The sequence below is a fragment of the Sphingobacterium sp. MYb388 genome (genome assembly GCF_037479535.1).
Lineage (GTDB): Bacteria > Bacteroidota > Bacteroidia > Sphingobacteriales > Sphingobacteriaceae > Sphingobacterium > Sphingobacterium anhuiense.
The window spans coordinates 164,880-190,974 of record NZ_JBBGYV010000003.1 but is presented as its reverse complement, the minus strand read 5'-3'; the positions used below and the strand labels follow the sequence as shown (position 1 = coordinate 190,974).

The 26,095-nt window shown below is 34.4% G+C and carries 21 protein-coding genes and 1 pseudogene; all 22 read right to left on the bottom strand.

The window, feature by feature from the left end:
* Window positions 1–137: 137 nt before the first annotated feature.
* Entirely contained in the window at window positions 138–2,537 is a 2,400-nt protein-coding gene (locus tag WH188_RS11405) for a GumC family protein (RefSeq protein WP_132769796.1), read from the bottom strand.
* Between the two features lie 8 nt (window positions 2,538–2,545).
* Window positions 2,546–3,280, bottom strand: a complete 735-nt coding sequence (locus WH188_RS11400) for a polysaccharide biosynthesis/export family protein (RefSeq protein ID WP_237682838.1) — start codon at window positions 3,278–3,280, stop codon at window positions 2,546–2,548.
* Between the two features lie 173 nt (window positions 3,281–3,453).
* On the bottom strand, window positions 3,454–5,418 hold the full coding sequence (locus WH188_RS11395; RefSeq protein ID WP_339423965.1) for a polysaccharide biosynthesis protein: 1,965 nt from the start codon (window positions 5,416–5,418) through the stop codon (window positions 3,454–3,456).
* A gap of 7 nt (window positions 5,419–5,425) precedes the next feature.
* On the bottom strand, window positions 5,426–6,316 hold the full coding sequence (locus tag WH188_RS11390) for an aldose 1-epimerase family protein (RefSeq protein ID WP_339423964.1): 891 nt from the start codon (window positions 6,314–6,316) through the stop codon (window positions 5,426–5,428).
* A 90-nt stretch (window positions 6,317–6,406) separates the two neighbouring features.
* Entirely contained in the window at window positions 6,407–7,303 is an 897-nt protein-coding gene (locus tag WH188_RS11385) for an NAD-dependent epimerase/dehydratase family protein (protein ID WP_339423963.1), read from the bottom strand.
* A 45-nt stretch (window positions 7,304–7,348) separates the two neighbouring features.
* Entirely contained in the window at window positions 7,349–8,671 is a 1,323-nt protein-coding gene (locus WH188_RS11380; RefSeq protein ID WP_132769804.1) for a right-handed parallel beta-helix repeat-containing protein, read from the bottom strand.
* 127 nt (window positions 8,672–8,798) lie between these two features.
* Window positions 8,799–9,944, bottom strand: coding sequence for a glycosyltransferase family 4 protein (locus tag WH188_RS11375; RefSeq protein ID WP_168127774.1), 1,146 nt, complete (start codon window positions 9,942–9,944; stop codon window positions 8,799–8,801).
* On the bottom strand, window positions 9,941–11,149 hold the full coding sequence (locus WH188_RS11370) for a glycosyltransferase (protein ID WP_339423962.1): 1,209 nt from the start codon (window positions 11,147–11,149) through the stop codon (window positions 9,941–9,943). Before WH188_RS11370 ends, WH188_RS11375 begins: the two co-directional genes overlap by 4 nt.
* Window positions 11,150–11,716 carry an acyltransferase gene (locus WH188_RS11365; protein WP_132769810.1) on the bottom strand — a complete coding sequence of 189 codons (567 nt, stop codon included), beginning with the start codon at window positions 11,714–11,716 and terminating at the stop codon, window positions 11,150–11,152. It abuts the gene before it with no gap.
* An 11-nt stretch (window positions 11,717–11,727) separates the two neighbouring features.
* On the bottom strand, window positions 11,728–12,957 hold the full coding sequence (locus tag WH188_RS11360; RefSeq protein ID WP_132769812.1) for a hypothetical protein: 1,230 nt from the start codon (window positions 12,955–12,957) through the stop codon (window positions 11,728–11,730).
* Window positions 12,936–14,006: a glycosyltransferase gene (locus WH188_RS11355; protein ID WP_132769814.1), complete on the bottom strand. Its 1,071-nt coding sequence runs from the start codon at window positions 14,004–14,006 to the stop codon at window positions 12,936–12,938. The genes WH188_RS11360 and WH188_RS11355 overlap by 22 nt, the downstream gene beginning before the upstream one ends.
* Entirely contained in the window at window positions 13,987–15,171 is a 1,185-nt protein-coding gene (locus WH188_RS11350) for a hypothetical protein (protein WP_132769815.1), read from the bottom strand. Before WH188_RS11350 ends, WH188_RS11355 begins: the two co-directional genes overlap by 20 nt.
* A complete protein-coding gene (locus tag WH188_RS11345; RefSeq protein WP_339423961.1) occupies window positions 15,149–16,279 on the bottom strand; it encodes a polysaccharide pyruvyl transferase family protein in 1,131 nt (376 codons plus the stop codon). The genes WH188_RS11350 and WH188_RS11345 overlap by 23 nt, the downstream gene beginning before the upstream one ends.
* A 19-nt stretch (window positions 16,280–16,298) precedes the next feature.
* Window positions 16,299–17,324, bottom strand: a complete 1,026-nt coding sequence (locus WH188_RS11340; RefSeq protein WP_339423960.1) for an NAD-dependent epimerase — start codon at window positions 17,322–17,324, stop codon at window positions 16,299–16,301.
* A 4-nt stretch (window positions 17,325–17,328) separates the two neighbouring features.
* Complete coding sequence (locus WH188_RS11335; protein WP_339423959.1) at window positions 17,329–18,339, bottom strand: mannose-1-phosphate guanylyltransferase; 1,011 nt, start codon at window positions 18,337–18,339, stop codon at window positions 17,329–17,331.
* 37 nt (window positions 18,340–18,376) lie between these two features.
* Complete coding sequence (locus WH188_RS11330) at window positions 18,377–19,759, bottom strand: nucleotide sugar dehydrogenase (RefSeq protein ID WP_339423958.1); 1,383 nt, start codon at window positions 19,757–19,759, stop codon at window positions 18,377–18,379.
* 60 nt (window positions 19,760–19,819) lie between these two features.
* A complete protein-coding gene (locus WH188_RS11325; RefSeq protein ID WP_339423957.1) occupies window positions 19,820–20,329 on the bottom strand; it encodes an ArsR family transcriptional regulator in 510 nt (169 codons plus the stop codon).
* 229 nt (window positions 20,330–20,558) lie between these two features.
* Window positions 20,559–21,881: a nucleotide sugar dehydrogenase gene (locus tag WH188_RS11320; protein ID WP_339423956.1), complete on the bottom strand. Its 1,323-nt coding sequence runs from the start codon at window positions 21,879–21,881 to the stop codon at window positions 20,559–20,561.
* Between the two features lie 787 nt (window positions 21,882–22,668).
* Window positions 22,669–22,911, bottom strand: a pseudogene (locus WH188_RS26330) (transposase); the annotation flags it as partial.
* Window positions 22,910–23,668: a DUF3575 domain-containing protein gene (locus WH188_RS11315; protein WP_339423955.1), complete on the bottom strand. Its 759-nt coding sequence runs from the start codon at window positions 23,666–23,668 to the stop codon at window positions 22,910–22,912. The gene WH188_RS11315 and the pseudogene WH188_RS26330, both read right to left, overlap by 2 nt.
* The gene (locus WH188_RS11310; RefSeq protein WP_339423954.1) at window positions 23,665–25,023 is read right to left on the bottom strand and encodes a glycosyltransferase family 4 protein; all 1,359 of its coding nucleotides are present in this window, start codon (window positions 25,021–25,023) and stop codon (window positions 23,665–23,667) included. Before WH188_RS11310 ends, WH188_RS11315 begins: the two co-directional genes overlap by 4 nt.
* Window positions 24,944–26,083: a non-hydrolyzing UDP-N-acetylglucosamine 2-epimerase gene (gene wecB / locus WH188_RS11305; protein WP_339423953.1), complete on the bottom strand. Its 1,140-nt coding sequence runs from the start codon at window positions 26,081–26,083 to the stop codon at window positions 24,944–24,946. The genes WH188_RS11310 and wecB overlap by 80 nt, the downstream gene beginning before the upstream one ends.
* Window positions 26,084–26,095 lie beyond the last annotated feature (12 nt).

Below are 26,095 nucleotides of genomic sequence, written 5' to 3'. Positions count from 1 at the left end.
GCAGTAGGTTAATATCGGCAGTCCGTGTAAGGCTGACCGATATATCAATGTAAAAATAGCGTTAATATCCTTTGATGGATCTAAAAAAATTGGCGCAATTCTACAAAGAAATGCGCCAATTGATATTGAATTATAATTTATTTCTTTTTAAACTTGCTTTGTAAATCATACCACAATTTACTTAAGCCTGTTTTCTTTTCACCTTTGTCGCCATAACCATAACCGTAACCATAGCCATAACCGTAACCGCGAGCAAAGTCAACATCATTGACAACAGCCGCTAAGTTTTTCAATTTACCATCGACATACAATTCACGTGGCACTTGAAGCAAGCGTTTATCCAAGAAATTGACACGCGATACATATAAAGTAAGATCGGCATTATGTGCAATCAATAGCGTATCGGTTACCAAACTCACAGGAGCTGTATCGACCAATATATAATCATAATGTTCACGAGCGTATTTGATCACATCATCAAAATGACCATTCATCAATAACTCTGCTGGATTAGGAGCAATATACCCTGAATACACCACATCAAAATCATAATTACCAGGTTTTTTGATAATGATATTATCCACATCCATCTCAGGATTGATTAAAAACTGAGTAATACCGACATTGGTATGCTGTAAATGGGATAGTCCTAGGTAATCCAATACTTTTGGACTCCGGATATCTGCACCAATTAGTAAGACACGTTGGTCAGACATGGATAAGATCTGCGCCAGATTGGTCGTTACGAAAGACTTTCCTTCACCCGATATGGTTGAGGTCACAAATACCACTTTAGACTTATCCTTTTTATCAGCACCGAACATAAAGTTCATGTTGGTACGCAAAATCCGGAAAGCCTCTGCCAGCGATGAGCGATCGTTCTGATGGATAATGGTATCCTCAGCAGATGGGATCTCACCCAGTACAGGCGCTTTGACGATATCTTCAATATCCTTGCGCGAATGGATCTTATTATCCAATAAAAATTTCAGATAAAGAATAATGAAAGGAATTAGAAAACCGAACATTAATGCTCCTAATAAAATAATCATTTTTCGAGGAGCAACAGGTATTCCATTGCCATAAGCTGCATCAATAATTTTTAAGTTATCCGGTGTAGCTGCCGCTCTGACCTCAGATTCCTCCCTTTTTTGCAATAAAAGCAAATACAGGGATTCGACAATCTGTTGCTGACGCGAAATCTTCTTAAAGCCCTGCTCCTGATTCGGGATTGAACTGATACGTCCTTTTATTTCATTCGATTTACGTTCAATACTATTCAAGGCCAATTTCGTCACCTGTTGATAGTTCTCCAGCGAGCGACGGATATTGTTTTTATTATCGGCAATATTCTCATTTAAGGCAATTACAGCAGGGTTCATATCCGATGCCGATTTCAATAAATCGTCGCGTTCCATTACTAATTTATTGTAAGCTGCTATCGCAGTTCCTATTGAAGCATCTTGCAAGCCAATATTGGAGGGTAATAATTTTCCTTCGGTTTCCCCTTTGAGGTAATCATTCATATGATCCACCAACTGTAGTTGTGTCCGGTACTCCAATACTTTCTTATCGTTATCAGAAGCATTATTTAAAAACACACCTGCTTCAGCTTGCATATCGACCATGGCATTGTTCGATTTAAAATCGGCCACTTGCTCATCTGCTCCTGAAAGATCTTTAGAAATTAACACCAATCGATTGTTGATAAAATCGGAGGTTGCTTTGGTCATCCGCATTTTATCATACGTCAAATCTTGATTATAAATCTCAATTAATGAATTCAATATTAATGCTGCTTTCTTACTTGAACTAGATACCATTCCGAAATTAACAATATACGATTGCATTTCTTTATTTGGCATAATAGTAATCGCTCCCAAAATCATATCAATTGCCCAATCTTTAGGAATAACAGAAATTTCATAATCTGTACTCAATTCAATTTTGTGCGCTGGGTTTCTTTTAAAAAGAACACTATAATTACCAATTTTTATTTGTTGATCGAAAACACCCACCTTTTTCTCTCCAGAACTCAAATCAGTCAGCTGTAATTGACTATCATTCACGACAGTAACTCTTATCTTCAATAATATTGAATCTTGGGTACCCAAAGTTTGTACCACAAAAGGCATATCTCTTTCTAACTGCTCCGATGATCTAATATTACCCTTCGAAGAATAAATAACATTTAGATTATGTTGATCAACAACCTTACGCATTAATCTACGTGACGTAAGAACTTCAATTTGATCAGTTACAAATGCAGAGCGGCCTCCACCACCTAAGCCCATACTACTGGTCAATTCTGCTATACCAGCCAATTCTCCTGCAGAAGCACTACGTTCATCTCTTAATAAAATCTTAGCTGTAGTATTGTAGGTCTTTTGCGCATATCGTAAATATACCACAGCAATACCAACGCTTAATATCACAGCTAGCACAAACCACTTCCAATAGAAAGCATATTGCTCAAATATCTGTCTAAGATTGAATTCTTCTTCTTTGTTTTCTTTATTTTGTATCGGTTGTTCCATGGATGATTCTATCGTGTCAATACTGAAATTACGGTAATAATAAGACCTGCAATTGAAATAATAATATTTGTATTTGCGCCTAATTTAGAGTTATTGATCTGAGCCTTATTTGGTTCTACATAGATCACATCATTCTGTGCTAAGTAATAATAAGGAGAGTTTAAGGTATTTTGCTTAGTGAGATCTAAACGATGCATAGTTTTTTGACCATCCACTTCACGTATTAATAATACATTTTCTCGTACACCTCTAATAGTCAGATCTCCAGCCATACTCAATGCTTCCAAAACTGTTATCCGCTCTGTAGGTAAAGTAAATGACCCTGGTTTACTAACTTCCCCTAGTACAGATACTCTAAAGTTGTTATAATTGATATTGACTCCAGGATCCTTAATGTACTGGCTCAATTCGGTCCTAATTTTTTCAATTGCCTCAATACGCGTTAAGCCTGTTACCTTTACCTTTCCCAACATTGGCAAGGTAATATCGCCATTTTCATCTACTGTATAAGTAGGACGTAAAGCCATATCAACAGCCTGTGTCATATTACTGGTAGTCATTGTACTAACAGGATTAAATGGCGCAGTTACTTTAGGATCGGCTGCGGTCACCACAATGGTCAGGATATCATTCTTTTGGATACGGGGCACATGTTGATTATATAGGGTATTGATCTGGGTAGAATCCTGTTGCAGATACACCATATTCTTACGGGATCCGCAAGAACTAAATATTACTAACATTAATGCAAACATTGCTAATGCAAGACTGTGCTTTAAACTAAATCGCATACTCTATTTTATTATTAAGATTGGTTCCATAACTTTAATCACAAAAATATATTTTTTTTCCATACTATTATCAGTAATACTGAATTAATCCTGATTTTTAAATGACATCACGTCACTAACAACAATTATGCCTCAAACTTAGGCTGTGTAAAATCTAACTTTTCAAAAACCGAATTTTGAGATTTAAACTCCGGTACAATCTCCTTAATCAAGGAAACCATTTTCATGTGATTAATGGAATTATCGCCCGATTGAACGATAAAACATAACTCATCGATTTTCTTCTTCTTTTCTTCTATATCGACATTATTGACTTGAGCAATCATAATCTTTTCATGATGTGTCTTCATTGTATTTTCATCATTTGCCAGCAATTCTTCGTAAATCTTTTCTCCAGGACGTAATCCTACGATTTTAATATCGATGTCATCGGGGTAGGATAAACCTTTGAGACTAATCATCTTCTTTGCCAGATCCATAATCTTAACCGATACTCCCATATCAAAAACAAAGATCTCACCACCATTCCCCATCACTCCAGCCTCTTGAACAAGTTGACAAGCCTCTGGTATGGTCATAAAATAACGTGTTATATCTGGATGTGTAATGGTAATTGGACCTCCTTGATCAATCTGCTTTTCAAACAATGGAATCACAGAACCATTCGACCCCAGTACATTTCCAAAACGAGTCACGATAAAATTAGTATTAGAATGCTTGTTAATGGCTGATATAGCAATTTCAGCCACCCTTTTAGTAGCTCCCATCACATTAGTTGGGTTGACAGCCTTGTCTGTAGAAACCATTACAAATTTCTCAACCTGGTAAGCATCTGCCAATTTCGCAACTTGATAAGAACCACAGACATTCGTTAGAATCGCTTCATAAGGATTAGCTTCCATCAAAGGTACATGCTTATAAGCCGCTGCATGAAAAACAAAATGAGGATGAATGCGTTCAAAGATATTTTTTATAAATCCATGATCCCGCACATTTCCAACGACAAATTCAAAACGATCGAAATTATCCAAGCTCTTAAGCTCCTGCTGTAGATCGTAAAGTGCCGATTCGGCTTGATCCAGTATAAGCAAGGACTTACAGTCTGTTCTAGCAATTTGTCTAACCAGTTCCGAACCTATAGAACCTGCCCCACCTGTAATCAAGACTACTTTATTAGCTAAAGCATTAGCAATAACTGGATTGTTGAGCTCAATGGGATTACGTCCCAATAGATCGCCTATTTTTAGGGTACGAATCTGCCGGGTTGCTACCGCCCCTTCCAACATTTTAACAGAGTTAGGCATCACCTTTAGTTTTAAAGGAAGCAGTTCGGCCACTTCAGAAATCTTTGCCAATCGCTCGGGAGAAGAGTTATCGATAGCAATAACCAATTCTTGTGCTCCGCCGATCCGCTCCAAAAGATCCATATTTAAGTCACTCAAAGATCTAACACGTATTCCTTGGATATAACGACCTATACGGGTTACATTATCATCTATAATAGCCACTACTTTGTAACGATTGCGCGATCCCAGTTGTAGTAAATTAAAAGCGTTATGTCCCATATTACCTGCACCAAAGAGAATAACAGGTATCATATTCTGCCGGTTATTCCAAAAAAAGGAATGATATACCGTTTTATATAATAACCGCACGGAACTCAGTGCGCATCCAGTAAGCAGGGCATGAAAGAGCAATTGGGTTTGCGAGAAATGAATTTCCCATTTATTACCAAAATTATTTACAAATGCTTTTCCGAGGAATAACTCCCAGAAGTAAGAAAATAAGATCGAAATCAAAAAAGCGGTACCGATACAGTTACCCATTAGTTTTAAATCTCTTAGACCAGTTCGTCTAACAATACTTTGATAGGGTTTAAAAAGAATAAAAATCAAAAGATAGACCAGGGATATGATTAAAGACTCTAACAATAAACTAGAGAATGATATCGGCCCACGATACTTGAATATAACAATATAGGTAAATATAAAACTACACCACATCAATAAAAAGTCGATTAGCAACACTAACCAACGGGGGCCATGCTTTCTTAACATATTTGTCCAGTGGTATTCTTCTTGACTTTCCATCACAAATTTATATTGTCGAATTTAAGAAATTTTGATTTATTGTTCGTACACTCCATTTCGCAGACCAATTGGACAATGAAGACAATTTTATAATTCCTTCCTTTTCATGAAAATCTTGATTATGTTTTTCATCATCTGGAAGACCAGCCCACGGCTCTAGACATATAAAGAGTGCTTCTGGAGCAGACCATAGACCTAAATAAGGAAATCCCTCAAAAGAAAAAAGTATACCATTTCCTGAAGATCTTTCTTTTAAATAGATTTCTTTTGACTGTACTTCTTTTAGTACCCAAGCATCTTGATCGAACATTTTATTGTCCAAAAATAACCTCTTAGCGTCTAATTCAATTTGATCAGATTCTATTGATAATAAACCACCATTCAAATAAAAACGATTTAAGGAATGATCCAATGGAAATTCAATATAATTTTCATTTAAGCATTGAGAATATTCAGGCAAATTAAAAGCAGGATGCCCACCTACTGAGAATAACAGATCTATATTGCTATCATTGATAACACAATAAGTTACCATACATTCATTTTCGTACAATTCATAGGTGACTGCTAGTGTAAAGTCAAAAGGATAGATTTTCTTTGTCGCGTCATTAGATTTTAATTCAAAAGTTAAACTATTATCTGACTTCTCTACTAGGCCAAATAGAAGATCTCTAGCAAAACCATGACGATTAAGATAATAAGATTGTTTATCATAATGATAACAATTCTCTTTTAATTGTCCAATAATGGGAAACAATATTGGACTCGATTTTGCCCAAAATCTATTATCACCTTGCCAAATACATTCGAAATCAACCCTCTTATCAATGAGAGATTTTAGCTCTGCTCCCATTTCAGATACTTCTATCTTTAAAAAACTATTTTCGATTTTATGCATCTTATATAAAGACATTAATACTCTTATAATTTCATAAGTTTGTAAAACTAAATTTTTCCCCTTTACACCATCAATCTACTCTATCAGCAATTATTGAAAAGATCGAATTGTTTTAATTAATCCCTCCTTGGCCGAGGTAGGTAATTTCTCAATTCCCAAAGCTTTTTTAATTTTCGAATTAGAGACTACGTACGATTCGGTTAATTTCTTCAAACGTTCTGAGTTTAAAGGCAATGGAAGTATATCTCCGATTTTAACTACCGTTTTAATAAATGAAGACGAAATCGACCACAATCTGGGTTTCTGTCCAAGTGTCATCGAGATTAATTGAACCACATCATTGGTCGACAGTGCATCATCATCTGCAAAGTTATATACACCAGACGATAGATCCTTTTTTGCAATCATGGTTTCAATCAAATAACTCAAATTATCAATACTCAAGAAGGAACGTTCATTATGAAATGCTGCTAAAGGCCAAGGGATACCCTTTTCTACGACTTTATAAAGAAGATTGAGATTTCCTTTATTACCAGGTCCATGTATCATACAAGGTCTAATAATAAAAAGACGCTTTCCTTCAGGAAGAGTTTGCTTGAGCAAATACTCCTCGGCTTCAAATTTAGACTTGCCGTATGGAGTCAATGGCTTAGCATCAATATCTTCAAATAAAACACCATCAACCGTATCAGCGACTGCTTTTACAGAAGAGAAATAGAAAAAGTCTTTAATATTAGATTTTAAAAAAACATCAAATAACTGAATAGTTAAATCACGATTTACTTTAAAATATACAGAATCATTTGATGTATTTGCAGTATCATGCGCTTTTCCTGCAAGATGAATGATAACGTCAATATCAATATTAAAATTATCTGTCCAATTTTGATTACGTAGTGAAACTGGTGTTAAGCAATGACTATTTTTTAAATATTTAGTAAGATTTTGCCCTACAAATCCCGTTGCTCCTGTAATAGTTATCTTCATTTTTTTAAAATATTCGATATTTTATTTATCCTAATTGTAATTAAATTAAAAATCATTTCGAGCAACGGATAAACTCCTTGTTGATTTCAAATTGTCTTTAATTAATAAGTTGGTTTTTTTTATTATACCACCTTTAAACTGCAAATTCTTCACATCAACATTAATTACTTTACCTCCTGACTCAACAAAAAAACCGCACTTAACTCCCTTTGTTTCACTAATAACTTCACAATTTATAAATTGCGAATTTCCTAGATATTTTTCTTTACGATTTCTAACATTGTAAATAGAAAACCCAGAGTTATTAACTTCATTAGAATTAATACTATTTTTTGAACTATTTTTTGAGATGCAACTATCATATATTTTTTTTGCACCTAAACCAGAGCTTGAGAGCTCTGTAAAACCAGAATTAGCAGAATTTTCAGCAATACATTTAATAAAGCGAACTTCTCCAGAAGAAGTGGGTGAAAAATACATAGAGGTGAAACCATTATAGTTATTAAGGGCTCTACAATTTTCAAAAGTAATATCAACACTTTGGCTTTTATTGTTTAGACGACTTAAAGTAACTAAAAATCCTCTTCGCTCATTTCCTTGAGCCAAACAGTTTTTAAAATGAATATTTTTTAAAACAGAATTACTACTATTAGGCTCTATATCAACGCCTGAGCACGGAGCACTTCCCCTACTATATGAAAATTCAGAGTTTTCTGCTTTAAAACTCGATACACTTGTAATACTAAGCCCTTGTCGTCTGTTATACTTTGATTTACAATTTATGATATTAATATTTTGTGAATAATTGCTTCTAGTTTTGTACGCACCTACATAGATACCATCACCTCCAGAATTTTCAGCTAAAATATTTTTTAGAGTTATATTTGATGCACCATTTATCATAAACAAATGATTAAATTCACTTTTATAAAATTTTCTTTCCATAAAGAATTTAGCCCCATTTCCATTAAAAACTACATTTTTTGAATTTTCAAACCGAAATAATACTTCAAAATTCTCTATATCTTGCTTCAAATTATTTTTAGCTTTAAAAACAACTTCTTTGTGACATATAATTTCTAAATTGCTTGGTACTATCAATTGGCCACTAAGGTAAAAGCTACCCTTTTGTTTTGGGATATACAATGTTTTCCCCACAGACTTATTTAATGCCTCTTGTATCTTTTTTGTTTCGTCCCCACCGTTTCCTAAAACACCAAATGTACGAATGTCAATTGTATCAATAGATTTCTTTTGTTTACCGATATATTTTTGTAAATCAGGACCATTCTCTCTTCTATTTTCTAATGCATTATTTTTCAGTGAAGCACCAAAAATTATCAATAATATCAAACTGAATTTTAACATGCTATATAATAATTAATAAATAATGTGTTCGTAAATGATTTTACTTTAATCTTACCTTTTATTATAGATAAGATTACTTATACTATAACAAAAAACAAATTATACTGTTTGTATATCCTTGCTTGATCTACTTCTTTAAATAGGTCTCCAACAATTTATTATACACTACGTTTTCAGAAAACTCGTTTTCATATATTTTTCGACTTACTGAACCTAAATTATTCAGATCTCTTTTAGATAATATTTCTATCGCAGCTGTTAATGCACTTTGGTCCATAGGTTGAACTAAAATACCGTTTTCATTATCTTTAACAAGATGATTACAACCTGGCATATCTGTTGTTAATATCGGTTTTCCCATGGCCATTGCTTCAAGAAGAAAGCGCGGCGTACCCTCCCTATAATATGTAGGCAGGACAGCTATATCAGATATATTGATCAATTGATCAATATCATTTCTCTTTCCTAAAAATATAACGCCATCTACATCACTAAATTTCTCAATATCTTCTTTAGTGAAGGAATCAGGATTATTAAAATCTAACCACCCTGCTATTAGTAAATTAACTTTATTATTTATATGATTCAAATTGTGAACCCTTACAGCTTCGACTAAATAAGAAAGTCCTTTTTGCTTTAATAAACGAGAAACAAATATTAAAGTTATGCCCTCCGTCATACCATAGGTATTCTTCAATTCATCTATAAGCTCAATATTTTTAGGTAATCCAAGTCTAAACCTATCTTCATTTACAGCACTCCCTTTAACAACCAAAAATTCTTGAAGATTTCCAAGTTCTATCTTATCCTCATTATTCTGCAAAATTAATTGTGCATTAAAAATTCGACTGTTTAAATTATAAGCACTTTTTATTATAAATCTAATAACATTGTACTTAAAGGATGATTTTGTGAAAGCAACACCTAGTCCAGTAATATGATTTATAATCTTACTTTTTCTTGAAGCAAAATAAGCTATCGGGCTTCCTATTATATTCGGTTGCATACGATAAAAATGGATAATATCAAATTTTTCTTTTTTAAATATTTCTCCTAATTTACTGCCATAAGCAAACATTGTCTTCACATCTCTGCTTCGAATGTTAACTTTAATACTTATCGTTTCAATACCAGCTCCTACTATTTTATCAGCATAACCGTCATCAGGAACAACTGCAACTACATGATGCCCGTTATCTTTAAGAAATTGAGCATATCTTAATCTTGCACCAAAAAAATCTGATCCAAAATTTTCTACTAAAGCGATTTTCATCTATTACTAATTTCAGATTCTTTAATTAATTTGACCTGATCAACTATTCGTTGAAAGAAATCTTTCCTTATACTTTCTAATCTAGACTGAACATAATCTTTAGATTTCTTAAAATTACTATTGGACATAGAAACTCTGACTTCTAAATCTGTAAGGACGTAAATTAAGTCTTGCAATAATTTACGATAGTCACCTGGATGATGTAAATATTTATCCGCAATTAATTCTGGAATTCCTGCTACACTAGATGCCAAAACAGGACAGGCTCTACTCATTGCTTCAATTACCGATCTAGGTAACCCTTCTTGTTTTGAAGGATGAATATAAAGGTCTAAACCATCGAGAAATTGAAAAATTTCGGAGCCAGCTTTTAATCGACCGACAATCTTACATTCCTCATTCAAATTAAATTTCTCAATTAACGAAAGGATATAATCCTGAACTCCTCCGCCAACTAAATAAAATTCAAATTTCAATTCAGGCATTTTTACTTTCAATTCATGAAGCGCACGCATAGCAACATCAAAGCCCTTATACTTTACATTTAAATTCCCTATAATGCCAATTTTTATTATGCGTTCATCCTCACTTCTTTTCAAAAAATTAATATGGCTTAATTTAGTTTCTTCTAATATTTCCGGAATTTGCACATTGGAAGCCGATATTACTATATTAGATTGAGTAGGATATCTATTTTGAAGAAAAAATTCAGTTACGTACGTAACAGCAAAACTCTCCTTAACAACTTTCCTCATTTGAAAGTATCTGATGGGAGCTTGTAATTTAATTAAAAACGTTCCGTAGTTCCATGTACTATCCCAAGCACAGCCAACTACCTCACTTACAAATGGGACTTTTAACTCCTTGCATAAAAGATACGCAAAATAACCTATTGTTGATGGTAATCTAATAATTACAAAATCGACTTTTTGAATATAATATCGAAGTTTAGCTTCAATTTCTTTCCGAAATCTATAATAATCTAATCCACCTTTTACTTTATAAAGCAAATCAAACTCAACATTAGGTCTAGAAGACTTTACAAGACCTTCTTTGTGATCATCTACATTCCCCCTTGAAACAACAAATAATTGATCGACACTGGCAAGATAACGATCCCATGCCACTACTGGCAATCCACCGGGACTATAAAAGTCATTACTCTTTTTATAGAAAATATGATCATGTACAAATAATGCTTTCATCTATATTTTTTTAATTAACTTGGCAGGTACTCCGCCAACAAGTGAATTACTTTCCACAATTCTATTTACTACAGCGCCTGCAGCAATAATCGAGCGACTATGTATTCTAACACCATCTAGAATTCTAACTCCACAACCAATCCATACGTCATCGTAAATAATAATACCGATTACCGTAAGTGGATTATATTTTATAGGAACACTATAATCACTCCATGTATGATTTGCTGCTACAAGTGACGAAGCATGAGCGATGGAAACATTATTTCCTATCTTCACTTCACCATCACAATCTACAACACAGTTTTCGTGAATACTAACATTATTTCCACAAGAAAAATTCTGCCAATTTTTAATAATAGTATTAGCACCAACCGATAGATTATCTCCAACTTCCTTAGCATTTGCTTTCAGTATGGAATATCTTATTCCCTTCGCTAAAAGGCCATTGAAAGGCATAATTATAGACCAAAAAATTTCACAAATAACTTTTGGTAAAATTTTAAAGAATAAAATTAATATCGTAAAAATGGGTTTCAGCGCTTTAAATTTGTCTCTTCCTTTCATTTCTAAATATTTTACAGTACTATCATCAATTGCAATAGCAGATAAATTGTTATGAGTATAAAATTTAATGAACTTTTCTTAAATGAAAAAACTAATAGCATATATATAAATGGCAGTAATATAATTTTATGTCTAAATTGAAGACTAATAGTGGAAAGCACTAAAATTGATACACTGACAAAAGTTAATAATTTTTGAAATGATAAATTTGAAACATTAGATTTGAGATTTTTAAAAAAAACAGGCATTAAAATAATCATCATTACTGCTTCTAAAATTGAAAAAACATTTCTTATAATAAATGTATCCTCATAAAAAAATCTAAACTTTAAAAAAGGACTCGTTAAAAAGAAGATATAACTAACCAAAATATTTAAAGGAAAGGGAAGCTTCATGATTTTATAGAAGATAGACTCATCCTCAAATTTCCCTAAGAAACTATCTACATATCCATCTCTAGTTACACCTTCACTTAAATCTACTCCTTCAATTTGTTTTAAAAAAATAGCTGCGATTGGTAACAGAATTAATAACAAAGCTATACTCCTTGACCAAAAGAACTTCTTATGAAAGTTTAGCTCAATAAAAGCAAACAAAAAAGGAAATACGATAAATGAAGGACGTAAAAAAATTAGCAAACCAGCAGACAAAAACATTAAAAAGTTATATCTTTTTGTTAATAACAAGTAACAAAAAATCATAAAAAATTGAGTTGTCCACCCATCTCTAATTAAGATAAGTCCATTCATTAATAAAGTAGGACAAAGAAGCAATAAAATAAATAAGATCTTTGTCCTATAAAATTCATCAGTAAAATATATATCAAAAATTCTTTTCCCTAGTATTGGAATTAAAGTAATTCCCAAACAGTTAAAAGTTATTATTTGAAGTGGACTATAGATTGGAAAAGGATATAATATTTTTAAAAATATACTAAATTGATGAGTATGACTCAACACTCCATATGAAAGAGTATTCTTAAGTAATACAGATTCATCCTTTATTTGGGTAAAATATTTCAAATCATCAGTCCCAACTTTAAAACCACCGGTAAATCCATAAAAATCTGGAACTACCAATAAGTTAAGAAAATAATAAACGATCGATAATAAAACATAAAATAAAAATGTTTTATTAACAGATCTATAAATATTCTTAAATAATAAATATTGAATCCCACTGAGTATAATTAGTCCGTAAACAATGGAAAAACAAGTTGTTATGATATTAATTTCATCCATTTATTATTGATTTCTTGTTCAATTTGAAAATATTTACTTTCTAAGCTTTGTGATTTCAAATGATCTAAATTATCGATCATATAAAGAATACGGGACTTTATCTCATCTATATTAAATGGATTAACAAAAACAACACTCCCGTTGTAGACTATATTTGTCGCTGATATAGCCGTACAAAGCACAGGGGTATTATATTTCAGACAATCAACAGGCGGATACCCAAACCCCTCATTTAGAGAAGGGTACGCAAGAAAAAGCGCATTTTTCATTAACCATTCTAAATTACCCCTATTCAAATAATCAAAATAAACTACTTCATCTGAAAAGTCTTCATGGAAAATAGGTTTTCCTACCATTACTAACTTAATATTCTTAATTTTACCTTGTTTAATTAATTCATCATAAGCTCTTAAAAATCGATAAGAATTCTTCACCCATCTATCAGCATTTAAAAAAAGAATAAAAGGCTCATTAAAATCTAATCTCAATTCTTCAGGATGTATAGGTTTATTAAGAAATGGAGGAAGTACGGAAATTTCTCTATTAAAATTCTTTTGACTGAGAAAGATATATTTAGAATGCTCACTTGGCGTTAATAATTTAACATTCCCGACTAGTTTCTCAGTACTATTTAATAAATCTGTCGCCTTCGATTTATAATATTTATTTAAAAAAGCATTTTTAATAAAATTAACAAAATTATTAGGGAATGTATAATATTTATATGAATACTTATCATATGGCATTTCCAACATCCTCACTCCATGGACATAAAGAAATTTACATGAATAGATGAAATCATTATTATCCCCTCCGTGATACAAAGGGTTGAAATACTGAAAATCAGAGTAAGTTTCACTAATTTTTACTTGCTCTTTAAGATTCTTTATTGAATATTCTTGATAATATTCTGTTGTATTATTTAGAATAAAAAAAGAAACATTATTCATCAAGAAATAGTCAATAATCCTCAATGCAAAATCACCTCCACCATGAGCCTTAAATTTCGAAAATGAAACCGACTTAAAATCAACTATGAAACATTTCATAAATATTATACTTTTTAAAAGTTACTTTATATACAATTATTAGTAAAGATATCAACACACCAATATAAATAGAAAACCAATAAAGGCCATACGGAAGTTGAATAATATATTTAGCAAGTAATAGATTTAATATTAGAATAAAACAAATACTAACTGTGCGAACTAAATAATATTTAGTGTAATCGAGTATAACACTGTAAGACATACTCATCGAACGGACAAATCCAAGTGGTAGGAGCAGAACAAATAAATATACTACAATGTTATACTTTGGATATAAATACATAACAGCCAAAGTAATAATAAAACACAAACAAGATGATCCCAACCAAAGCTTTAGAGTTTTTCCTTGAATTTCTTTCATTATCACCTCTCCTTTAAAGAATTTACCAATAACACTACTAGTATATGAATTTGGAAGCATCAAAGTAACTTCCATTATGCGTTGCGCAAGAACAAAATTACTAATTTCATAATCTGTACCAAACTGATTTATTATAACAATATTAATCTGAGAAAATGCCATTACCGCTAATGTATTTATCAAAAAAGGTAAACCATTATATAGTAACGTTGGAGAAAATATAAATTTTACATTTCCTTTATTAATAGTAAAACATATAACAATAATAGCTATATTTCCAATAATTAGAATTTCGAATGCATACAATAAGTCTAGACCCAATATAATTAATATTGATATTAACACGGAACAGGTTAAATTTATAAAGACCTGAAACTTGTATAGAACTTTATTCTTATTTATATATTCATAATACTTAACAAATGTATTTATCCATCCTAGCGTTACACCATATACTATACAGTGTATTAAAAATGATAAATTATATATTTTTATAAATTGAAATTTATAGATTATAAGAAAAGATACTGCAGATAAAACAACAGATAAAAAATTCAAAGGTAGAACTCCCTTATCAATCATTTGCCTAACATTATATCGAGCTCCACCCCAATCAAATATTGCCCCCATTATACCACCTAAAGATAAAAAATAAGTGTATTGAACTAAATCTTCATTTCCACGAAATGTCATAAAAAAAAGAAGAATTCCAAATTTTAGGACAAGATCCGACGCTTTTGCTAGAGCCGTAAAACCAAAATTACCAGATAGTAATGATTTAAATTTCGATATCTTCAACATTTTGAATAATTTGAGCTCTTTGGTCATCATCTAGGACAAAACCATTTTTTACAAGTTCTGATACATTAATGCTTTTAATCAAATCCAAATCCAGTGCAAACATTTCACCATCCAATTGACGAAAAAGCGATCTTACTTTGTCATTATAATTCAATGCTATACACGGAACTTTAAAGGCTAGTGCCGGAATAATGCTATGCATTCTCATGCCAATAAAATAGTGAATGTTTTCATACTCTTCTTCATGGCTTAGGTCCTCATATAAAGCAAGATGAATGCTTTTCTTACTAAGATCTTGTCCCTCACTTAAAAGATTATTTTTTACAAACTCCTCATCCATTTTTGTGGTATGAAACCATACAACTTTATTGAAATCCTTACTTGCAGTCTCTAAAAAAATTTTAAGATCTAAAATATTGACTTCTTTTCCAACTTGCTTTCCTAAATACTCACAAATATTTAAACCAATAACGGATGAATCTTCATGATTAGATATGCTAATCAAATCATTATTCAACTTATTCTTATTTCTTTTCAGGAGATCATAAAATGCAATATCGTAAGAACGTGATATTTTTACATCAGGATAGCTATTTTTAACATTTATAAAAGATTCATAATCTCTACTTATAATGTGGCTGAATGAATTAAAGAAAATTTTCGCGACTGTAGCTCTAAATCCTTTATATTCAAGTATTGGTTCATTAATTCCAACAAATAAACCCACTAATTTGATCTTATAATTTCTTAAAAACAATAACAATAAAAATACAGAAAAGACAAAATTCTTTCTAGGATTGAACAAATCACGAAAGAAAATAGTTCCAGCTGTAAAAGCTAAATAGTCAATATTTTTCAGTGATTTGATAACCTTAGTATTAAAAAACCTGTAACCGTAGGTTCTTCTCATATTAATATCAATATAGTTCACTTTCAAAATTCCTGAATAATTAGTCAGTAACTTTTCAGTATTTACAGGACTAGCAGAAGGAATATATACTTCAGTAAAAGATTTTTCTTCTAGGTAGGATAACAATGATGTTAAGACAATAGAATCTCCATAATTACCTCCAGAAAAAGATCCCATTAACATGATCGATTTTTTCATCAATACTTATTAACTAAAATTAATTTTTATAATTTATAAACCAGTTTACAAATCGCTGAACTCCCACGTCAACTGTTGTAGAACTTTCATATCCTAGACTTTCTAAATATTTAGTATCTGCCCAAGTACGTGGTACATCGCCTGGCTGCATAGGTAGCATATCTTTCTCTGCTACCTGACCTAAGTGCTTCTCCAAAGTTCCGATAAATTCCATTAAAGAAACCGGAGATCCATTGCCAATATTCAACACCTGATAATTTGGTTGTTCTTTTTCTAATTTTGGTGGATTATTTAATGTGATAATAATCCCACTTACAATATCATCGACATAGGTAAAGTCACGACTCATCTCTCCATTATTGAACACTTTAATGGAACGCCCTTCAGTAATAGCCGACGCAAATAAGATGGGCGCCATATCTGGTCGTCCCCAAGGTCCATAAACCGTAAAAAAACGAAGACCTGAAGTCGGGATCTGATATAAATGGCTATATGTATGTGCCATCAACTCATTTGCTTTCTTAGTCGCCGCATATAGACTTACGGGATAATCTACACGATCATCTTCGGAAAATGGTACTTTTGCATTTTCACCATAAACAGAAGAGCTGGAAGCATAGACCAAATGCTGGATCTTATGATGACGGCAGCATTCCAAAATATTTACAAAACCGACGACATTGCTATCTACATAAGCCATTGGATTCTCCAAACTGTAACGCACTCCTGCCTGTGCAGCTAAATTGACTACGGCATCAAACCCTTCATTGGCAAAAAGCGCCGGCAGTGATGTACGATCTTCTAAATTCATGCGAATAAAATGAAAATTCGAATATGTGCTGGAAATTACCTTTTCACCAAATCTCTCGGCTGATGAGCGCATAATACCGAGCTCATTTAAACGGGCATATTTTAAGTTGATATCGTAATAGTCATTGATATTATCAATACCAACAACTTCGACTCCCTGATCAAGTAAGGCTTTACATAAGTAAAAGCCGATAAATCCTGCGGCTCCGGTTACAAGTACTTTTTTATACTGCATATAGTTAGTCTAATAATTTAGATTGATGCTTTTCAAGCATATTATAGATTTTTTTTACGTCTTGCGATTTCTCTTTTTGAACAATTAAAAATGCATCTTTTGTAGAAATAAAAATTGCTCTTTTCAAACCAACAAAGCCGGTAAAAACATCTGTACCAATAACAATGTTTCCATACTCATCTTTGGGATAACCATTTGAAATAAAATAATCATATAAAGACTCAAAAGAGCCTAAGTCAGACCATTCAAAAGTAGTAGGAACCACACGGATCTTTTTTGACCGTTCCATAACGGCATAATCAACAGAAATCGACGGAATATTTAAGGATAAAGATTCATCTAAAAATCCTTCATTTGCAGATGTCCAAGCCAATAATGCTTTTTCATAGACAAGTGGTTCATAATTTTTTAATTCTTCTAAAAAAACTGAAGCTTGGAAACAAAACATTCCCGAATTCCACAAGAAATTTCCCCTTTCAATAAAATCTTCTGCTGTATCTTGATTTGGCTTTTCACGAAAAGATTTTACTGCATCTTCTACGTATTCAATATATCCGTAACCTGTCTCTGGACGAGTGGGTCGAATCCCAAAAGTCACAATATAACCATCTTTTGCCTTTTGAATGCCATTTTCCATAGCATCCTTATATCCTTCTTCACCTGAAATCATGTGATCGGAAGGCGTTACAATAAGTATATCACTTGGATCAACACTAAATGCTGCAAAAGCTATAGCAGCTGCTGTGTTACGAGGAGTTGCCTCAACGATATTCTTATAAGGTAAACCACAAGCTACCATGGCTTTATGGCTTAAATGTGTATTATCTTTATTTCCAACCACAATAACCTGATCAGCAATTTGCTGATTTCTTTGAACTGTCATTTCAAACAAAGATTGTCCGTCAAATAAACCTAAGTACTGCTTTGGACTATGCTTTCGAGATAATGGCCACAACCTACTTCCAATACCCCCAGATAAAACAACATGAATTATATTTTCCTTATTCTTGTCCATTAAACTATTACTGCTAAATAAATCTTAATTTTACTATCTACTCGCCAATCGCGTAATAATCAAACCCTAAACCCTCTAATTCTTTTCTGTCCAATAGCTTGCGACCGTCGAACACAAATGCAGGTTTTTTCATTGTTGCCTTAATTTTAGACCAGTCGTATTGCTTAAATTCATCCCATTCGGTCAGTACTGCTGCCGCATGTGCTTCATCTAACGCTAAATAAGGATCGCTCACCACAGTTACCAAACGACGGTTATCTTCTGGTGAACGTGTTCCTAAGTAATCTAAATCTCTATAAATTTGCTCTGCTGGTACTTTCGGATCGTAAACAACGATCTCAGCCTCTTCTTCTAACAGATGATCTGCAACATAAATAGCGGCAGACTCACGCGTGTCATTGGTATCTTTCTTAAAAGCCCAACCTAAAAATGCAATCTTCTTACCATTGACGGTATTGTACATGGTCTTAATGATGTTCTGCGCAAATCTTGATTTTTGGTGATCATTTAAAATAATAACCTGCTCCCAATAATCTGCTACAGCAGTAAGGCCATATGAACGTGCTATATAAACCAGATTTAAAATATCTTTTTGAAAACATGATCCACCAAAACCAACGGATGCTTTTAAGAATTTGGATCCAATTCTTGAATCGTAACCTATAGCTCGTGAAACTTCATCGACATTGGCTCCTGTTACTTCACAGAGCTCTGAAATGGCATTGATAGAAGAAACACGTTGCGCAAGAAATGCATTGGCTACTAATTTGGACAGTTCGGATGACCATAAATTGGTCGTCAAAATACGCTCGCGTGGTACCCAAGCTTCGTATATCTGCACCAAGGCTTCGATTGCTTCTGCATCTTCACCACCGATCAAAACACGATCTGGGTTATGTAAATCGGTAACAGCTGTTCCCTCAGCTAAAAACTCGGGATTGGAAAGAATGTGAAAATTGACGTTATTTCCAGTATTACCCAAAATACTTTTTAAGGCATCGGCCGTACGTACGGGCAAGGTAGACTTCTCGACGACAATTTTATCATCTTTGGCCACACGGGCTATCTGACGGGCACATAGCTCGATATATTTTAGATCTGCTGCCTGTCCTTTACCTTTTCCGTAAGTCTTGGTTGGGGTATTGACCGAAATAAAGATCATGTCTGCTTCATCAATCGCTTTGTCTACATCGGTAGAAAAAAACAGATTGCGTCCTCTTGCTTCACCAACCACAGCATCTAAACCCGGCTCGTAAACAGGCAGTTTGCTTAGATCGGCATCATTCCAGGCATCAATACGCACCTGATTTAAATCGACTACAGTGATCGTAACATTCGGATTTTTTTGAGCAATAACCGACATGGTAGGCCCGCCTACATAACCTGCTCCAATACAGGCTATTTTCTTAATTTCTCTCATTTTTATAACCTCAAATTAATTTTAAAATCTGTTAATTATGTTTTTCTTATAGTAAAGCTTCTAAGCTTTTTGATAGAGTATAATCTTACCATTGACTTGGTCTAAAGACTCGGTATAAATCGAGACCTCCTTACCAAGGATTGTGCCAGCTTTTAAAGCTGCCCGCTCTAAATAGTCCATATTGAGTTCCAACCCTAGGACCAAAACCTCAATATGTCCAGAATCCAAACCTTGAGCATAATCGCCCAGCAGAGCCACTTCATGTACATCGCCAGCACGTGCTAATACTTGATCTACAAAAACTTCGATACCCAAAAAATTGTGGATTAAACCTTGAAGTGAGGAAAACAGGGAATGAGCAATATTGGCACGATAATAAACTTTGTGTTCGCTATCTTCCCGAAGCAGATAACCGGCTTCGGTCAATTGATTGAGCTCTTTACGAATGGAATTGGTTGACTCTTTAAATTCATCTGCCATACCTCGCAAATAGCCACGGTTGCTGGCTGATACAAAAAATTTGATCAGTAATTTGAGTCTTGTTTTTGAAGTGATCAGCGAATCTAGCATGAAGTTGATTAGATATTGAGTAACAAAAGTACTCAATCTAATTTAAATGCACAAATTAAAATTTTGTTAAGAAATAATAACTTTATAGAGTAGGTTTATTAGATATGACACATTTTATTAAATAAGTGTCATCCATTTTCATGTTGTATTGAAAATAATTGATTGGATATGCTTTTCTTTTAATAAAAGCATATCCATTATAGTACTGCAATTATAGGTCATGGTTGACCTATAATCTACCATCTACTATTGAACGGTCTACACATGCTTTGGTATCGAAAATAATTCCGTTTTTCTGTTTTATGGTTTCATAATCAAGTTCGATAAATTGATCATGTGCAACAGCAATTATGACTGCAGCATAGGTCTTAGCTGCTTCGAGGTCATGAAGTAAATCCAAATCATACTCTTTCTTGACTTCGGCAACATTAGCCCAAGGATCATAAATATCGACCTCAACACCAAACGATCGCAATTCGTGATAAATATCGACCACTTTGGTGTTGCGCACATCGGTACAGTTTTCCTTAAAAGTGATGCCCAAGATCAGTGTACGGGAGCCCTTGATCTTTAGATCTTTTTGAATCATCAATTTAATAACTTTATCGGCAACGAATGCTCCCATATTGTCATTGACTCTTCGTCCTGAAAGGATAACCTGTGGATCATAACCGAGTTCCTGAGCTTTATGTGCAAGATAATAGGGATCTACACCGATACAATGCCCTCCTACTAATCCGGGTTTGTATTTTAAAAAATTCCATTTGGTACTCGCGGCTTCTATTACATCATGGGTATCGATACCGATCCGATCAAAAATAAGTGATAGCTCATTGACAAACGAAATATTTACATCGCGCTGTGCATTTTCAATAGCCTTGGATGCCTCTGCAACTTTTATATTGGGTGCCATATGTGTGCCTGCAACGATAATAGATCCATACAATTGATCGACCCGCGTAGCAATAGCAGGTGTGGAACCAGAAGTTACTTTTTTGATTTTGGTCAATGTATTGACTTTATCTCCAGGATTGATACGTTCTGGAGAATAACCTACATAAAAATCTTGATTAAAAACCAATCCAGAGGTTTTTTCTAAAACAGGGACACAGTCCTCTTCGGTACAGCCCGGATAAACGGTAGACTCATAAATGACAATATCGCCTACCTTTAATACACTACCGATCATGTCAGAAGCACGAAGCAATAACCGCAGATCGGGTGTTTTAAATTTATCTATTGGTGTAGGCACCGTAATAATAAAGGTATTATAGCGACGGAGATCTTCTACTTGACTAGAAAATGATAATCCGATGGTAGCACTTTTCTGCAATTCCATAACTGCGGCTAGATCTGCTAAATCAGCTTCTTTTGTACTATCTTTTCCTTGGCGAAGCTCGCTGATGCGCGCCTCATTGATATCGAAACCCAAAACATCGTACTTTTTTGAAAGCTCTATAGCCAATGGCAATCCAACATAGCCTAAGCCAATGACAGCGATATGAGTATCTGCAACTACGGATTGTAAGGTACCTGTATTATTATCATTCATCGTTTTTCAAATTATTATGTTATTACTGCTTTAAAATTAGCGTCATTGCGATGCTAATATTAAATTGATGATCCCGTTACTTATAAACTTGGCTGAAACAGTTTCATATTGAAATGTAACAATTTCATTGATATAAAGTAAAAGGCTGATTCGCTAATCGCAATAAATATGCCTACTTTTATGGTTTAACATACATTAACACTTCTGAAAACGTGAAAAAAGATGTATAGTCCAGTACAATAGGAGCACAAATCACGGAGAATAAAAAGAAATACTGAAAGCTTCGTGTAAATGTTTTATCAAATTTGGTTTTTCAAGGCTAGCTCTTTACCGGTTGAGGGCAATTACCTGGCAATGCTAAATCGCCTATTTGTTTCCTTAATATACCGAATAGAACTGCAGCTATACACGTCGTTTCCTAGTTTATTGTTTGGTTATTATTACGATAATAAGTGGAGTGGTATTCAGCAGGCTTCAAAACGGCATACACAAAAATATCAAGAGAAATTTCCGAGAACATTTGCATAATAGTGCATGGGCCAAAAGCTGTTATTTGTACTGGCAATAATAGATGAACAATTGTCTAAAAAACAAATCAATGTAAAATGAAAAGAGTTATTGATTTAAATCAACAACTGTAATCGTGACATTCTTATTTTCTGCGCAATGACCGACATGGCAGGACTACCTACGCAACCTGCCCCGATACAGGTTATTTTCTTAATTTCTCTCATTCTATTATAATCTCAAATTAATTTTAAAATTTATTAATTAACGTAATTTCGGTTTAAGCGGTCAAGAATAATTGGTGATCTTGTTTTTCAAACTTAATCTTTAGTGAAGTTTTTTTTGGGAAGAATGCATATGCAGCCTGTGTCCCCAAAATATTCAACAAAAAGGTGTTTAGCGATATATGTCTGGTATGCTGTAGCTTACAATTTTTTTTGAGTTCATCGTTTACACATGCTATAATTGCTCCCTTTCTTAGCATGATCTAGTCAGCTTGACTCAAGTTGATTCCTGTCATATTAAAATCGATAACCTAATGATAAACCTATCCGTGCTCCTGCCCATGCGCCACTTGTCTTGATATCGACCTGTGTACTGCTCGTCTGAATATCGAGATCTAGCATTGGAATATTGAATTCTTTAAATTTATCATGAATATCCTGCTCTTGACCCGAATCCAATGGCCTTCCATTGGTATTAACGGCTTGAGCATGACCTTTATTCAGCCCAAAGTTGGGGCCAATAATTTGCCAATCCAGATAAAAAAGCTCACTGATCCGCCATTGATGCCCAACAGCTGCTCCTACCGTAATGGTATTAATAGTGCCGTCTAAATCAAACTTAGATGGATTATGTTTATACTTTCCGCCGACATAATCCAGCTGTATATCCAGTCCATATTGTGCATATTGCATAAATGTACCGAAGTAAAAACCGCGTAAAGCAGAAGATGGTAAAAAATAATAACGTATCTCTGGCGTGATGGAAAAATTAGAGCCCTTAATAGTGTTGAAACGGACTTCATTGTCGGTATAATAGTTGCTCACTCGTTTCTCAAAGGGTATGCTGCCCATAGGACGAAAATTGGCGCTCATCACAGCCGACCATTGTGAGCTGAAAGGAGTTTCATAACTTACATTGTAACTGCCGATAGCCAAGGGCAGCGCATTTAATCTGACGATATGCATATCAAATAGCCGCTCCTGACCGATAACCGATAACGAAAGGCAAGAAAATAACAAGAACCCCAATAACCGACGCGTCAATTTGTTTATCATAATGCAGTATTGTTAACATGTAGTACAGTATCCACCAAAGAAACATAAGATTGCGTAACGATATCTTTGTTGTACTGTGCTTCTATCAATAGGCGGCCTTTGGCACCCATATCTTGAAATTGCTGCTTATCTGATTGCAGCAAGAAACGCTCGATACCAACCACTTGCTTTGCAAACGAATGCTCATCAATCAATTGCGCACAACCGACATCCTTTAAAAAACGACATATAGGAGTATGTGCTCCCGACGCAACTAAAAGGGGCTTTGAAGCCGCCATAATAGTGTATACTTTGGAGGGAAATCCACTCCCGTCCATTCCTTTGGTCATGAAAATAAATTGCAGATCGGCATAAGCCAATAGCTGCGGCATCAAACTCCGAGGTTGGTAAGGTAATACAATGACATTGGTCAAATCATAAGCCTCTACATCGGCTTCGAGCTTTTCTTTTAGCACACCTTCACCAATTACAAAAAATACGATAGGCTGCCCAAGTAGACGTTTTGCGACCTCAATCAATGGCGCCCAATCCTGAGCATGGCCAATATTACCGGCATACATCACTTTCAAACGGTTGTCATCCGGAAATAGAGTGGAATCTAAGTTGATTTCACTTTTCGCTAAGGGCCGATACAAACTGGTATCGACAAAATTAGGGATGATATGGAGCTTTTCAGGCTGATCAAAACGTGTCGAAATCGTGTCGTAAAAAACCTGATCAATCGTGGTGACAGCTGAAGAGCGGTTGTATACAAAACGCTCCAATTGCTTTAATATATAAATAATAGGCTTTGAACGCAAGTTGGTATGATCCACCAAAATATCAGGATAGATCTCTTGTACATTATAGATCACTTTACAGCCTTTCAACTTACCCAACAGAATATTGACAAAACCAATTGTCAAGGGTGGTGAAGGCGATAGGATGACCGAAACACGGCGCTCAAATAGACCTAAAAAAAAGGACATGATATGCCAATAGACAAACCCGAGCAAACGCAAAAAAACGTTGGTAGACTTCTTTTGGTATATATGTGTGACCGGGATGCCTTCAAAATCACTGGTGTAATACAAGCCCCCCCAATGTTTGGTCAAAACTTGCTTTTTCAATTCATGATTGACCTTATTGTAATGTGGCGTAGTAGTCAGTACAGCCACCTCGTAGCCTTCTTGCTTAAATCGTCGCGCAATATCATTATAGAGATAGGCCGTTGACACCGCATCTGGACTGAATACAATACTATGTATGAGAATTTTTTTTCTTTTTACCACCGCACTAAACTTCTTCTGACCAGACAACTCTTTTGATATAATCGGTATAGGAAAGGATGATGCGCACCATTTTATCGGATACATTGGGCATCGAATAATCGGCAACCGTTCTAAAATTACGTGTTTCACCAATTGCTTGGCTTTGTACCTGTACCAACCCTTGTAGAATACGCTCTGGCGATAGGCCAACCATCATCACGGATGCTTCTTCCATCGCTTCGGGGCGTTCATGTGCCTGACGGAGATTCAAGGCACGAAAATTTAAGATGGATGATTCTTCTGAAATCGTACCCGAATCGGATAAAACTGCATAAGAATGCATCTGCAACGCATTGTAATCATGAAAGCCCAAAGGTTTCAAAAATTGAACTTCGGAACGCACTTCTACTTGCATCTTATCGATCATATTTTGTGTACGTGGATGGGTAGACACAATGATCGGCATCTGATAACGTTCGGCAATCGCATTGAGCGAATCAATGAGCCCTTTGAAATTACGCTCCGAATTGATATTCTCTTCTCGATGTGCAGAAACAACAAAAAACTGACCTGCAGTTAAATCCAACTTCGTCAACACATCAGAGGCGATGATCTGCGGTAAATAATGGTGAAGAACTTCAAACATAGGCGAACCGGTCTTGATGATCCGATCTGCAGGAAGTCCCTCTCGCAGCAGGTATTCTCGTGCAATATCGGAATAGGTTAGGTTGATGTCGGCCGTATGGTCGACAATCTTCCGGTTCGTCTCCTCGGGCACCCGCTGATCAAAACAACGGTTACCGGCTTCCATATGGAAAATAGGGATATGTCGTTTCTTTGCCGGAATAGCACATAGACACGAATTGGTATCGCCAAGAATTAAAAAGGCATCGGGCTGAACCGACTCCAATAAGGGGTCTATCTTAATCAAAATATTACCAACGGTTTCTGTAGCGGTTTTACCTGCAGCTTCCAAAAAATAGTCTGGCTTGCGCAAGGCTAGATCGTCAAAAAAAATCTGGTTCAGTTCGTAGTCATAATTTTGACCTGTATGCACAATAATATGCTCTATCGCACTTGAACGATCCAATGCCTCCAACACACGTGAAAGTCGAATAATCTCGGGCCGTGTACCGACTACCGTCATTACTTTTAATTTCTTCATTCCTGATACGTT

Coding starts and splice junctions, on each gene's coding strand:
- WH188_RS11405 (WP_132769796.1), bottom strand. CDS start 2,537: ATGGAACAACCGATACAAAATAAAGAAAACAAAGAAGAAGAATTCAAT.
- WH188_RS11325 (WP_339423957.1), bottom strand. CDS start 20,329: ATGCTAGATTCGCTGATCACTTCAAAAACAAGACTCAAATTACTGATC.
- WH188_RS11310 (WP_339423954.1), bottom strand. CDS start 25,023: ATGTATCCGATAAAATGGTGCGCATCATCCTTTCCTATACCGATTATA.
- WH188_RS11385 (WP_339423963.1), bottom strand. CDS start 7,303: ATGAAGATAACTATTACAGGAGCAACGGGATTTGTAGGGCAAAATCTT.
- WH188_RS11335 (WP_339423959.1), bottom strand. CDS start 18,339: ATGGACAAGAATAAGGAAAATATAATTCATGTTGTTTTATCTGGGGGT.
- WH188_RS11395 (WP_339423965.1), bottom strand. CDS start 5,418: ATGGAAAGTCAAGAAGAATACCACTGGACAAATATGTTAAGAAAGCAT.
- WH188_RS11320 (WP_339423956.1), bottom strand. CDS start 21,881: ATGAATGATAATAATACAGGTACCTTACAATCCGTAGTTGCAGATACT.
- WH188_RS11360 (WP_132769812.1), bottom strand. CDS start 12,957: ATGGATGAAATTAATATCATAACAACTTGTTTTTCCATTGTTTACGGA.
- WH188_RS11380 (WP_132769804.1), bottom strand. CDS start 8,671: ATGTTAAAATTCAGTTTGATATTATTGATAATTTTTGGTGCTTCACTG.
- WH188_RS11345 (WP_339423961.1), bottom strand. CDS start 16,279: ATGAAAAAATCGATCATGTTAATGGGATCTTTTTCTGGAGGTAATTAT.
- WH188_RS11365 (WP_132769810.1), bottom strand. CDS start 11,716: ATGAAAGGAAGAGACAAATTTAAAGCGCTGAAACCCATTTTTACGATA.
- WH188_RS11370 (WP_339423962.1), bottom strand. CDS start 11,149: ATGAAAGCATTATTTGTACATGATCATATTTTCTATAAAAAGAGTAAT.
- WH188_RS11390 (WP_339423964.1), bottom strand. CDS start 6,316: ATGCATAAAATCGAAAATAGTTTTTTAAAGATAGAAGTATCTGAAATG.
- WH188_RS11355 (WP_132769814.1), bottom strand. CDS start 14,006: ATGAAATGTTTCATAGTTGATTTTAAGTCGGTTTCATTTTCGAAATTT.
- WH188_RS11350 (WP_132769815.1), bottom strand. CDS start 15,171: ATGTTGAAGATATCGAAATTTAAATCATTACTATCTGGTAATTTTGGT.
- WH188_RS11330 (WP_339423958.1), bottom strand. CDS start 19,759: ATGAGAGAAATTAAGAAAATAGCCTGTATTGGAGCAGGTTATGTAGGC.
- WH188_RS11315 (WP_339423955.1), bottom strand. CDS start 23,668: ATGATAAACAAATTGACGCGTCGGTTATTGGGGTTCTTGTTATTTTCT.
- WH188_RS11375 (WP_168127774.1), bottom strand. CDS start 9,944: ATGAAAATCGCTTTAGTAGAAAATTTTGGATCAGATTTTTTTGGTGCA.
- wecB (WP_339423953.1), bottom strand. CDS start 26,083: ATGAAGAAATTAAAAGTAATGACGGTAGTCGGTACACGGCCCGAGATT.
- WH188_RS11400 (WP_237682838.1), bottom strand. CDS start 3,280: ATGTTAGTAATATTTAGTTCTTGCGGATCCCGTAAGAATATGGTGTAT.
- WH188_RS11340 (WP_339423960.1), bottom strand. CDS start 17,324: ATGCAGTATAAAAAAGTACTTGTAACCGGAGCCGCAGGATTTATCGGC.